12 protein-coding genes are annotated in these 12089 nt (G+C 70.3%); 6 read left to right on the forward strand and 6 right to left on the reverse strand.

Annotated elements, in window-relative coordinates; translation table 11 throughout:
* Window positions 1-2: 2 nt before the first annotated feature.
* The 3 genes from J7E96_RS32875 to J7E96_RS32885 all read left to right on the forward strand — a co-directional run bounded on the left by J7E96_RS32875 (window position 3) and on the right by J7E96_RS32885 (window position 2974).
* The gene (locus J7E96_RS32875) at window positions 3-773 is read left to right on the forward strand and encodes an ABC transporter permease (RefSeq protein ID WP_215136865.1); all 771 of its coding nucleotides are present in this window, start codon (window positions 3-5) and stop codon (window positions 771-773) included.
* A 129-nt stretch (window positions 774-902) separates the two neighbouring features.
* Complete coding sequence (locus J7E96_RS32880; protein WP_215136867.1) at window positions 903-2132, forward strand: ABC transporter ATP-binding protein; 1230 nt, start codon at window positions 903-905, stop codon at window positions 2130-2132.
* Window positions 2129-2974, forward strand: coding sequence for an ABC transporter permease subunit (locus J7E96_RS32885; protein WP_215136869.1), 846 nt, complete (start codon window positions 2129-2131; stop codon window positions 2972-2974). Before J7E96_RS32880 ends, J7E96_RS32885 begins: the two co-directional genes overlap by 4 nt.
* A 27-nt stretch (window positions 2975-3001) precedes the next feature.
* Here the strand turns inward: J7E96_RS32885 and J7E96_RS32890 are convergent, their stop codons facing one another.
* On the reverse strand, window positions 3002-3331 hold the full coding sequence (locus J7E96_RS32890; RefSeq protein WP_215136871.1) for an ATP/GTP-binding protein: 330 nt from the start codon (window positions 3329-3331) through the stop codon (window positions 3002-3004).
* A 214-nt stretch (window positions 3332-3545) separates the two neighbouring features.
* Here J7E96_RS32890 and J7E96_RS32895 point away from each other — a divergent pair, with 214 nt between their 5' ends.
* Window positions 3546-4595 (forward strand): LLM class flavin-dependent oxidoreductase, encoded by a 1050-nt coding sequence (locus J7E96_RS32895; protein ID WP_215136873.1) that lies wholly within the window; start codon window positions 3546-3548, stop codon window positions 4593-4595.
* A 113-nt stretch (window positions 4596-4708) separates the two neighbouring features.
* Here J7E96_RS32895 and J7E96_RS32900 read toward each other — a convergent pair whose 3' ends face one another.
* A complete protein-coding gene (locus tag J7E96_RS32900) occupies window positions 4709-5101 on the reverse strand; it encodes an SCO5389 family protein (RefSeq protein WP_215136875.1) in 393 nt (130 codons plus the stop codon).
* A gap of 209 nt (window positions 5102-5310) precedes the next feature.
* Between J7E96_RS32900 and nucS the strand changes: the two genes are divergently transcribed.
* The gene (gene nucS / locus J7E96_RS32905; protein WP_028813196.1) at window positions 5311-5982 is read left to right on the forward strand and encodes an endonuclease NucS; all 672 of its coding nucleotides are present in this window, start codon (window positions 5311-5313) and stop codon (window positions 5980-5982) included.
* 110 nt (window positions 5983-6092) lie between these two features.
* Here the strand turns inward: nucS and J7E96_RS32910 are convergent, their stop codons facing one another.
* From J7E96_RS32910 to J7E96_RS32925, 4 genes are all read right to left on the reverse strand, one after another.
* Entirely contained in the window at window positions 6093-8852 is a 2760-nt protein-coding gene (locus J7E96_RS32910) for an ATP-binding protein (protein ID WP_215136883.1), read from the reverse strand.
* A gap of 259 nt (window positions 8853-9111) precedes the next feature.
* Window positions 9112-9435, reverse strand: coding sequence for an STAS domain-containing protein (locus J7E96_RS32915; protein ID WP_069926899.1), 324 nt, complete (start codon window positions 9433-9435; stop codon window positions 9112-9114).
* 146 nt (window positions 9436-9581) lie between these two features.
* Window positions 9582-10433 (reverse strand): 3-hydroxyacyl-CoA dehydrogenase family protein, encoded by an 852-nt coding sequence (locus tag J7E96_RS32920; protein WP_215136877.1) that lies wholly within the window; start codon window positions 10431-10433, stop codon window positions 9582-9584.
* Window positions 10434-10571: 138 nt separating this feature from the next.
* The gene (locus J7E96_RS32925) at window positions 10572-11213 is read right to left on the reverse strand and encodes a TetR/AcrR family transcriptional regulator (RefSeq protein ID WP_215136879.1); all 642 of its coding nucleotides are present in this window, start codon (window positions 11211-11213) and stop codon (window positions 10572-10574) included.
* Window positions 11214-11293: 80 nt separating this feature from the next.
* On the opposite strand from J7E96_RS32925, the gene J7E96_RS32930 reads away from it, so the two are divergent.
* Complete coding sequence (locus J7E96_RS32930) at window positions 11294-12076, forward strand: ABC transporter ATP-binding protein (protein WP_215136881.1); 783 nt, start codon at window positions 11294-11296, stop codon at window positions 12074-12076.
* The last annotated feature ends 13 nt before the right edge of the window (window positions 12077-12089 follow it).

Genomic DNA, 12089 nt, shown 5'->3' on the forward strand with positions numbered 1-12089 from the left:
TCATGGCGGTCGCACAGGTGCTCAAGTCGGAATGGACCAAGATCAAATCGGTTCAGTCCACAGTATGGACACTCAGCCTTGCCGCCATCGTCACCATCGGCCTCGGCGTACTGATCAGTATTCTTTCCAGGAACGAATTCCAGAGGATGAGCGCGGAGGACAAGCTCGCCTTCGATCCGACCTTTGTGAGTTTCGCGGGGACGAGTCTTGGGCAGCTCGCAATGATCGTTTTCGGTGTGCTGGTCGTGTCGAACGAATACAACACCGGAATGATCCGCATGTCGCTCGCGGCGGTCCCGCAGCGCGGCACCTTCCTCTTCAGCAAGATCACCGTCGCCACGACCCTCGCACTGGTCGTCGGAATGGCCACGAGTTTCCTCTCCTTCTTCCTCGGCCAGGCGATGCTCGGCGACCTGAAGGCGAGCATCGGCGATCCGGGCGTACTGCGCGCGGTCATCGGCGGCGGCCTCTACATGACCCTGATCGCGCTGTTCTCGATGGGCGTCGCCTCGATGCTGCGCAGCCAGGTGCTCTCGCTCGGCGTCCTGATGCCGTTCTTCTTCCTGCTCGCCCCGATCCTGGGCAACGTCTCCGCGACCAAGAAGGTCGGCCAGTACCTCCCCGACCAGGCGGGCAGCAAGATCATGCAGGTGGTTCCGCCGGTCAATGACGACGCGCCGTACGGCCCCTGGGGCGGGCTGCTGATCATGGCGCTGTGGGTCGCGGCGGCCGTGGTGGGCGGATATGTCCTGCTGAAGAAGCGTGACGCGTAGCGCCGGCGCCCCGCGTACCGCCTTAGCAGGAACCGTCAGCCGCTGGTTATCCTCCTAACCCTTACGGGGGCGCGTTCGGCCAGACGGTCACAGCCCCGACCACCCGACCTGTCGATGGGGCTTCAGACAATGATCGAGGCAGTCGGCCTGACGAAGCGCTACGGCGCCAAGACAGCCGTGTACAACCTTTCCTTCCAGGTGCGCCCGGGCATGGTGACGGGCTTCCTGGGCCCCAACGGCTCCGGCAAGTCCACGACCATGCGCATGATCCTCGGGCTCGACGAGCCCACCGCGGGTCATGTCACCATCGGCGGCCATCCCTTCCGCAAGCTGCCCAACGCCCCCCGCCAGGTCGGCGCCCTGCTCGACGCCAAGGCGGTGCACGGCGGACGCAGCGCGCGCAACCACCTCCTGTCGCTGGCGCAGCTCTCCGGCATCCCCGCCCAGCGCGTCGACGAGGTGCTGGGGGTCGTCGGCCTCCAGGACGTCGCCAGGCGGCGCTCCAACGGCTTCTCGCTCGGCATGGGACAGCGCCTGGGCATCGCGGCGGCGCTTCTCGGCGACCCGCAGGTGCTGCTCTTCGACGAGCCGGTCAACGGCCTCGACCCCGAGGGCATCCTCTGGGTCCGCAACCTCATGAAGACGCTCGCCGCCGAGGGCCGTACGGTCTTCGTCTCCAGCCACCTGATGAGCGAAATGGCGGTCACAGCCGACCACTTGATCGTGATCGGGCGCGGGCAGCTGCTCTCCGACATGAGCGTCAAGGACTTCATCTCGGCGAACTCCGCCGACTTCGCCCGGGTGCGTACGCCGCAGACCGAGCCGCAGCAGCGCGAGAAGCTGTCGTCGGTGCTGACCGAGGCCGGCGCACACGTCATGACCGAGCAGGACGGCGCGATGCGCGTCACCGGGCTGCCGCTGGCGCGGATCAGCGACCTCGCGCACGACGCCGGCGTACGGCTGTGGGAGCTCTCGCCGCACCAGGCCTCGCTGGAGGAGGCGTACATGCGGATGACCCAGGGCGCGGTGGACTACCGCTCCACGGCCGACCAGCTGGCCGGCTTCGAGCAGCCCCAGCAGTTTCAGCACCCCGGCGGTTACGCCCAGCCCCTGCCGCCGCAGAACGGCTGGTACGCCCCGCCGCCGCCCCAGGCCGGCGGACAGCCCTTCGCGGGCGTCCAGCTGCCCGGCGGCCCGGCACCCGCCCCGGGCTACCCGGCCCCCGGCCAGAACCCGTACGCGGCGCCCGCTGCCGCCCCGGCGGCGCCTCCCGTACCCGCAGCCGCGCCCGCGCCTGCCCCCGACCTGACCAAGAGCGACAGCGACCGCGACACCGACAGCCCCGAGGACGCCCGATGACGACCCCGCACCAGCAGCAGGCCCCGCAGCACTACCAGCAGCAGGGCGTCGCGTCGTACGTCTCGCCTATCCCGGTGCGCAGGGCGACGCTCGGGGACGCGCTCACCTCCGAGTGGACGAAGATCCGGTCGGTGCGCTCCACCGTGTGGACGCTCGGCGTGATGATCGTGCTCGTCCTCGGCATCGGACTGCTCTCGACGGTGGCCGTCAGCTCGTCCGGCGCCGAGCTCGGCGAGACCCCGGTGCTCAGCCTCGGCTTCTTCGGTGTGCTGCTGGGCGCCATCCCGGTGATCACGCTCGGCGTGATGACCGTCGCGTCCGAGTACGGCACGGGCATGATCCGTACGACCCTCACGGCCTGCCCGAGCCGCTCCCGCGTGCTGACGGCCAAGTCGATCGTCTTCTTCGTGCTGGCCTTCGCCATCACGCTGGTGACCACCGCCATCGTCGGGGCGATCCAGACGGCCGCGCTGGACGGCGGCACGCCCACCGGCGCGGACTGGCTGCGCGCGACGATCGGCGTCAGCCTCTACATCGCGACGCTCGGGCTGCTGTCCCTCGCCGTCGGCTCGCTCATCCGGCACTCGGCGGGCGCGATCACCATCATGATCGGCGTGGTTCTGCTGCCGCTGGTGCTGGCGATGTTCATGTTCTCCGAGACGCTGGCCGACCTTCAGAAGGCGCTCTTCGAGTACTCGATCCCCAACCAGCTCAGCGCCTTCTACGACGTCTCGGTCACCGATTCCGGGCCGGCCGGCTGGGAGCCGCTGTGGATCCTGCTGGGCGTGACCGCCGTGGTGCTCGGCGGCGCGTTCCTCGCCCTGGACAAGCGCGACGTGTGACGGCGCGGGCCGCGCGCGCCGCGCCGGTCAGTAGCGCGGGGCATTACGGGACCGCTGCACCTTCGTGGTGCGGCGGTCCCGCGCGTTCCAGCAGGCCTTGTGCCAGTGCCTGCGGTCGTCGACACCGCCGTACTCCGACCAGGCCACCAGGTGCGGGACCCCGGACGGGATCTCCTGGTCGCAGCCCGGACAGCGGTAGCGCTTGCCCGCCGCGCTCGCGCCGGCGACGTGGCGCAGCGACCACTCCTCGCCCTGCCACGATTCGGTGCTCTGGACCCCGAACCTCTCTCCTGCCACGCCACTTGGGGACTCGGTCGGATTCTCGCGGCCCTTGGGGCGGTTGCGACGCGGGGACACCTGAAACCTCACGGGTCGGACGGGCAGTGGTTTCACCCAAGCCTAGGGCCATCGGGCAGGGGTACACGTACCGCAGCGCGTGCGGGCCGCCCTCCCCCGGGCGCGGCTTACCGGAAAATCGCAACAACTTCACGCGCACCCGTGCCTTTGGCACGTGTCAGACGTTGTTGCCAGTAAGGGGGAAGCCGCGTCGGCCGTAAGGAGGCAGAAGGCGATGCGTGTCGGAACGTTTGTACTGGCGGCCCAGTTTCCGGGCCAGGGCCAGGGGGAGGCGCTGCACCGCGCGGTGCGGTCCGCCGAGGTCGCCGAGGAAGCCGGGCTGGACTCGGTCTGGCTCGCGGAGCACCACTTCGTACCGTACGGCGTGTGCCCCTCCGCTGTGACACTCGCCGCGCTACTGCTCGGCCGCACCCGGCGCATCCGCGTGGGTACGGCGGTCAGCGTCCTGCCGACCGTGCACCCGGTCGCCCTGGGCGAGCAGGCCGCGCTGCTGCACCTCACCTCCGGCGGGCGGTTCACGCTCGGCGTCGGGCGGGGCGGGCCGTGGGTGGACCTGGAGGTGTTCGGACAGGGTCTTTCGGCGTACGAGCACGGGTTCCCCGAGTCGCTGGACCTGCTGCTGCGCTGGCTGCGCGAACCGCGCGTCGAAGCGCGGGGCGAGCGGTTCGACTTCCGCGAAGTCGCCGTCGTACCGAGGCCGGACGAGCTGCTGCGCGAGACGCCGGCCGAAGGAGAGGAAGCGGGCGGCCCCGAGGTCGTGCTCGCGTGCACCTCCCCGAAGAGCGTACGGATGGCCGCCGAGCGCGGGCTGCCGATGCTGCTCGGCATGCACTGCGGTGACGAGGACAAGGCGGAGATGGTCGCGCTGTGGCGCAGGCTCGCGCTGGCCGCCGGACATGAGCCGGAAAAGGTCGCGCGGGCGGGCCATGTTTCGGCCGGAGTGGCTCAGATCGCGAGCAGCGCGGCCGACGGCACGGAAACGCTGACCAAGGCGATGCCCGGCTGGCTCAAGCAGGGCCTCGACGCCCATGTGACGGTCGACGGGCGGCACCGCGCGATGCGGGACCCGGTCGCGTACACGGAAATGCTGTGCGAGCTGCATCCGGTGGGTCCGCCCCGGCTGGCCGCCGACCGGCTGGCGGCGACCTCGGAGCGGACCGGCATCACACGCTTCGCGCTGCTCGTGGAAGGCTCGGGCGACCTGGCGGCCACCGAGGAGAACGTACGACTGCTGGGGTCCGAAGTGCTGCCCCTGCTGTCCTGACCGTGCTGTGCTGTGCCGTGCCGTTCTGTGCCGTGCCGTTCTGTGCCGTGCCGGCGGGGTCGCCGCCGCCCCGCATCAGTGGACCTCCCGCGATGCGGAGCGGCAGCAATGCCTCAGCAGTCCCGAAGTTCCGGCGACTGGTTGAGAAGCTGACCCCTGATCGAGGTGAAGCGGCCGAGCCGCTCGTCCGACGAGGAGTCCAGCGGGAACACCGCTACGCGGTGGCAGTTCTGGAATGCAAGACGTACGCCGAAGTGCCGCTGCAACGCACCGCGAATCGCGTCACTCGCGAGTGCACGCAGCAGCTGACCACGTGCCTGCTCGTCCGGCGGCGGCGTCTGGTTGTCGGCGAACTCTCCACCGTCGACCTTCAGCTGTGCCACCAGAGAGCTGATCATCTCCCATGCGAAAGGCAGGGAGGTCCGGACGCAGTCGACGAATGCGGCTTCGTCGACATCGCCTCGCTCGGCCTGTTCCAACAGTGCCGGTGAGACGTCGAGCGACATGGGTTCTCCTCTCGCGACCCCGGGGCCGGGGTCTTACGGGCAGGGAAGACGGACGACGACGCAGAGTGCACGTACGACGACCTCCTGCATCCAAGTTAAGCGTGCGGTCCGGGCCGCACCAGGAGATTGGGACACAACCAGCCAACAACGAAGGGGGTCTTACTGGGCGAATCGCGTAGAGCACGGGTCGTCGAGTAGCGTTGCGCCCCATGCGTCTCGTCATTGCCCGCTGCTCCGTGGACTACGCGGGCCGGCTCACCGCCCATCTGCCCTCCGCTCCCCGTCTGATCTTGGTGAAGGCGGACGGCAGCGTCTCGATCCACGCCGACGACCGGGCGTACAAACCGCTCAACTGGATGTCGCCGCCGTGCACCCTCAAGGAGGGCACAGGGGACGATGCCGGCACCTGGACGGTGATCAACAAGGCGGGCGAGAAACTGATCATCACGATGGAGGAAGTCCTCCACGACTCGTCCCACGAACTGGGCGTCGACCCCGGGCTGATCAAGGACGGCGTGGAAGCGCACCTCCAGGAGCTGCTCGCCGACCGCATCGACACACTCGGCGAGGGCTATTCGCTGATCCGGCGCGAGTACCCCACGGCCATCGGCCCGGTGGACATCCTGTGCCGCGACGCGGACGGCGCGACGGTGGCGGTGGAACTGAAACGACGCGGCGACATCGACGGCGTCGAGCAGCTGACGCGCTACCTGGAACTCCTCAACCGGGATCCGCACCTCGCGCCGGTGAAGGGCATTTTCGCGGCGCAGGAGATCAAGCCGCAGGCGCGCGTACTGGCGACGGACCGCGGGATCGGGTGCGTGGTCCTGGACTACAACGCGATGCGAGGCATCGAGGACGACAAGCTCCGTCTGTTCTGACCGTCCTCAATCGCCGGAGGTGCTGAATGGTTGCCGCAACGCGGCACTGTCCAGCCCCTCCGGCGATTGAGGAGCGGGGTCTGGAGCAGAGCCCCAGCCACCCCGCCCTCCTACGAAGCGCTCGTGGACCCAGGGGCGCTGTTGCTGGGGCTGCTGCCGCCCGTGGTGGTGCCACCGTCCGTGGTGTCTCCGGTGGTGGTGCCCCCGCTGTCCGTGGTCCCGCCGTCGGACGAGCCACCGTCAGTCGTACCGCCGTCGGACGTGCCACCGTCGGTCGTTCCGCCGTCGGACGTACCCCCGTCAGAGGTGCCACCATCGGTGGTCCCGCCATCGGACGTACCGCCGTCGGAGGTTCCACCATCGGTGGTGCCACCGTCGGACGTACCCCCGTCGGAACTCCCGCCGTCGGAGGTCCCGCCGTCGGACGAGCCACCGTCGCTGGAGCCCCCGCCGCTGGAGCCGCCCGTCGTCGGGCTGCCAGAGGTTGGGCCACTCGACGTCGGGTCGTCGGAGGCCGGCGGCTTGCTCCCCGGCGAAGACGAGTCGTCGTCCTTCGGCGTGCCGCTCTTCGACGGATCACCCGAGGCCCCAATGCCACCGCTGTGCCCCGGCCGCGGCAGTCCCGACGTACCGGGCCCCGACGGACGGCCCGGGTCCCCCGGACGCCTCGTCGAGCCCTGGGTCGGCTCGTCCGCGATCAGCCCGTCCTGCCCGTCGTCCTCATTGGCCGACTGCTCGGACGTCACCCGGTTCGGCGGCTCCTCGCCGTCCGAGGCCGCGCCGAGCGTCACCACAGTGCCGAGTACGGCGACGAGCAGCGCGCCCGCGCCCGCCGCGACCATGTTGCGCCGGGCGCCGGTGAGTACGGCGAGACGGCCACCAATGCCAGCACCGCCACCCGCACCGGCCTCCGCCGAGCGGTGGGTGACCAACGTGCTGTCGCCACCCGCCCCTTCCCCCGGCCTGGCCGACAGCGACAGGGGTACGACCGCTGCCGGTACGCCACCGGGCGGCGACGCCGACTCCTCGTACCGAGCCGTCGGCACCTCCTCCCCCGCGGGCGTACGTCCGCCGAGCAGGAGCCCGCCGGCACCCGCGCCGGAGCGGTCCTCGACCAGCGCCAGCGCCCTGCGTCCGGCGACGGTGCCGCTCTTGTCGGCCACGGCGCCGCGCATCGCGATGGACGCCTCCAGCTCGGCCCGGGCCCGGTCCAGACTGCCCGTACAGAGCGCGAGGACGCCCAACTCGTGGTGGAAGTACGCCTCTTCGGCGACCTCACCCGCGATGCGCGCGGCCTCAAGACCCGCCCGCAGCGCCCGCTCCCACGCGCCCCAGGAAAGCCCGGCGGCGAAGGCGGGCGCCGCCGTACGGGCCAGCAGGACGGCGGCGCTCGGATGCCCCGCCTCCGTGCCCGGCACCAGGGCGCCCATCGCCGCGAGCATCGCGTCCGCCTCAGCGGTCGCCCGCTCGGGCGACACCGAGGGGTGCCCGGCCCACCAGGTGTAGTGCTGAGCGGCGGTGTGCGCCTGCTCCGCCACCTCGTCGGCGAACCCGGCGGCCTCCAGCTGTACGGCCACACCGGCCGCCAGCCGGAAACGCGCCCCGACCGGCGAGAGCAGCCCGCAGCTCATCAGCTCGCCGAGCGCGGCGTCCGCGTGGGTGTCGCCCACCAGGGCGGGCAGGTGCGCCTGGTGCGGCACCTCCCCGCCGAGCGCGATGGCGAAGCGCAGCGTGGCCCGCGCCGACTCGCTCAGCCGGGACGCGAGCAGCGCAGCCGGCATCGCGCCCTCGGCGAGCGACGGCAGGGGTACGTCGTGGCCGTCCTCCGCGTCGAAGGGCGCGTCGAACGGCTGCTCGCTGAAGTACCCGTACTCGTCGAAGGCGTTGGGGTCGGCGCGCAGCCGGTCGCGCTGCCGCAGCAGCGCACCCGCCTGCGTGAAGCGCAGCGGCAGTCCCTCGGACTCGAACCACAGGTCGCCCGCCCAGTTCGCCTCGTCCTCGGTGAGGGGCCGCTCCACGGCCCGCTCCAGGAGTTCCAGGCTGGCGCTGCGGCCGAGACCGCCGAGGAAGACCTCCTCGATGTGCGAGTCGGGCGAGGGAGCCGCGACGCCGGGCGTCGCCGCGAGCAGGAAGGCGCACTCGGGCGTGGCCTCCAGCAGCTCGTCCAGGGCCGCCCCGCCGAACTCCAGGTCGTCGAGGACGACGACCGCGCCGATGGCATGAACGAGGTCGAGCAGCCCCGCCCGGTCCGGGCGGTGCAGCGGCGCGCTGTACACGGCGGCGAACAGGTCGTGGAGCAGCTCTTCGGGCGTGCGGTGGGCTCCGCTGAGCCGTACGACTCCGTCGGGCGCGAGGTCCGCGCAGTCGTCGGCGACGGCATCGAGCAGCGCCGTACGCCCGGATCCCGACGGCCCGGTCAGCCGCACGGATCGGCCGCGTGCGAGCAGCCGTACGAGCCTTTCACGCTCCTCCTGCCGCTCCAGGAGCGGCAGCTCGGGAACGACGGGCCCCGGCGGTACGGGCGGCCTGGACGCCCGCAGCAGTTCGGCGCGGTCGTCGGCGCTGTGCCTGACCGGCCGCGCGGGACGCTCGCCGGGCGGGCAGACTTCGATCTCGCTGCCGTCGACGGGGTTGACGGTGAGCAGGAAGTCGCCCGCGACGACCTGCACGGTGCGGGCGGGTGCCGAAGAGGCCTGCCCGCTCCCCTTGCCGGGACCACCCGGACTGCCGGGGCTGCCGGGACCGCTCTGGGCAAGGGTTGGTGGCAGCGCGTCCCGTGGCGGCCGGCGCGATCCGTCACCGGTGCCGCTCTCGCCGAGCAGGTCGTTGTCGTGGCCGTGCTCTTCCGGCCCCTGGTTCATCGGGTTCATCGGGTTCATCGGGTCCATGGTCAAGCCCCCCAGATGCGTCGCGTGCGGATGCCCCTCCCGGCCTTTCCCACGCGCGCTGTCGCTTCTGGTCCGGTGCCCGCCGTACTCGGGTTCGTCAATCAGCAGGCGACCGAACCCTAGACCTTCGCACAGTATTCGGGAACCAGAGGGGTGCCACCCCGTCCGGGACGTCACAGTCTCGTGAGGAATGTGCGCCCGCCGTACGGATCGCGCCGCTTCGCGCCGTACGCCGTACCGCTCAGACCCGCGGCAGCGACTCGGCGGCGAGACCGCCCTCGATGGCGAGGATGCGGTGCAGCCTGGTGGCCACCAGCAGGCGCTGCATCTGGGCCGGTACGCCGCGCAGCACGAGCCTGCGGCCGGCCCGTCCGGCCCGCCGGTGGGCGCCCATGATCACGCCCAGTCCGGTGGCGTCCCAGGAATCCAGCTCGGTCAGGTCCAGCACCAGATCGCCGACACCGTCGTCGACGGCCGAGTGCAGGACCGTACGGGCGTCCGCCGCGCTGCGGACGTCGAGGCGGCCCCCGACGACCAGCTCGACGTGGTCGCCCCTGATGTGCATATGCGCTCCCTGAGAGTGCGTCAGTTCTCCGTGTCGTGTTTCTTTCCCTGCACCCAACTGACTGCCTTACGGGTCAGGAAGTTGCCGTCCGTAAGCGAACCGATACCGAATTCACTCCTGAGGGTGACCCAGAAGCTGACACGGCATCAGTGGTGCTTGTAGAAGCCCTGCCCGCTCTTGCGCCCGATGTCACCGGCATCAACCATCCGGCGCATCAACTCCGGCGGGGCGAACTTCTCGTCCTGCGACTCCGTGTAGATGTTGCTGGTCGCGTGCAGCAGGATGTCGACGCCGGTCAGGTCCGCGGTCGCGAGCGGGCCCATGGCGTGCCCGAAGCCCAGCTTGCAGGCGATGTCGATGTCCTCGGCCGAGGCGACGCCCGACTCGTACAGTTTCGCGGCCTCGACCACGAGGGCCGAGATGAGGCGGGTGGTGACGAAGCCGGCCACGTCGCGGTTGACGACGATGCAGGTCTTGCCGACGGACTCGGCGAACTCCCGCGTGGTGGCGAGCGTTTCGTCGCTGGTCTTGTAGCCCCGTACGAGCTCGCAGAGCTGCATCATCGGTACGGGCGAGAAGAAGTGCGCGCCGACGACCCGCTCCGGACGCTCCGTCACGGCAGCGATCTTGGTGATCGGGATGGCGGAGGTGTTGGACGCGAGGACCGCGTCCGGCCGGACGATCTTGTCGAGCGCACGGAAGATCTCGTGCTTGACCTCAAGCTTCTCGAAGACGGCCTCGACGACGATGTCGGCGTCGGCGACCGCGTCGAGGTCGGTGGTCGTGGTGATGCGGCCGAGCGCCGCCTCGGCGTCCGCGGCGTCCAGCTTGCCCTTGGACACGAACTTGTCGTACGAGGCCTTGATGCCGTCACGGCCGCGGGTCAGCGCGGCATCGGTGACATCGCGCAGAACGACGTCCCAGCCCGCCTGCGCCGAGACCTGCGCGATACCGGACCCCATGAGTCCGGCCCCGATGACGGCGAGCTTCCTGGCCACGACACACCCCTTGATTCCTTATGCCTTAACGCCTGTTTACTTCAGGCTCTCCGGCGGAGGTTAGCGCCCGTGAGGGGCCGTATGGCGGCGAAGAGATGCGCGTCACGTCTCGGATGACGGACATCACACCGGTACGCGTCATTCGGTGGCCCGCACCGCGTAGTTGAGCGCCTTTTCGCTCAGCAGTTCCTCCATCCCGTCGAGCAGGACCAGAGCTTCGCGGGAGACCTCCACGGCCTTGCGGCCCTTGACCATCTGGCCGCCGATCCATCCCATCAGGGTGGACTGGAGCCAGGCGAGCTGGCCGGCCATCAGGGTCGGCAGCGGATCGTCGGCCGCCGCGCCCGTCTCCTCGCGCAGGGTGAGCTCCAGGCTCTCGACGACCTCCTGCTGGATGGCCCACAGCCGGGAGCGCAGGGCCTGCGCCTCCAGCACGACGCGCATGAAGTTCGCATATCCGTCGATCAGTCCGATGGACGGGGCGACCTCCTCGACCTCGCGGTTCAGTTCACGCAGGACGGCCCGGGCCGCCGACTCGCCCTTGTCCCGGCCGCGGACATAGCGCGGCAGCCGGTCGACGATGCCCTTGCTGCGGTCGAAGAAGAGGTCCTCCTTGGCGGGGAAGTAGTTGTAGACGGTGTTGACGGAGACGTCCGCCGCCTCGGCGATCTCGGCGATCGTCACGGCGTCGAAGCCCCGCTCCAGGAACAGACCCGTGGCCACATCGGAGATGTGCTGCCTGGTCTGCCGCTTCTTGCGCTCTCTGAGTCCCTCGGCCATGCGCCCATCGTAGCTTCGGTGGGAGCTACACAAACTTGGGGTCATTGCAAATTTTAAGTGACTCTGCTTTTCTGGGGCGCATGGCAATCATCAGCACGGCCGGACTCACCCGGACCTTCACCACCAAAGCGGGCCCTGTCGAAGCCGTCCGCGGCATCGATCTGACCGTCGAACCCGGCGAGATCCTCGGCTTCCTCGGTCCGAACGGCGCCGGCAAGACGACCACCCTGCGGATGCTCACCACGCTCCTCGCACCGACCGGCGGCGCCGCCACCGTCGCGGGCCACGACCTGCTGCGGGACCCCTCGGGCGTACGGCGGAAGATCGGTTACGTCGCCCAGTCCGGCGGCCTGGACCCACAGGTCTCCGTACGGGAGGAACTGATCACCCAGGGCCGCCTCTACCGCCTCACCAGGACCGAAGCGTCCGCCCGCGCCGACGAGTTGGCGCGCGACCTAGCGCTCACCGAACTGATGGACCGCAGGTGCGCCGCACTGTCGGGCGGTCAGCGGCGGCGGCTCGACATCGCCATGGGCCTCACCCACCGGCCCGAGGTGCTGTTCCTCGACGAGCCGACCACGGGCCTGGACCCGGGCAGCCGGGCCGACCTGTGGGACCTGGTGCGGCGACTGCGCGACGAGTACGGCACCACGGTCTTCCTCACCACCCACTACCTCGACGAGGCGGACGCGCTCTCCGACCGGCTCGTCGTCGTCGACAAAGGGCTGGTCGCGGCCGAGGGAACGCCGAGAGCGCTCAAGCTCCGGTACGGCGGCTCCATCGACGCCACCCTCCAGGACACCTTCCTCGCCATCACCGGGCGCGTCCCCGCGCCCGCGGACGCCGCCCCCGTCGCCGTCTAGGCCCGGACTTCGC

Origin of the sequence: Streptomyces sp. ISL-96 (assembly GCF_018614035.1) — a bacterium.
GTDB lineage: Bacteria > Actinomycetota > Actinomycetes > Streptomycetales > Streptomycetaceae > Streptomyces.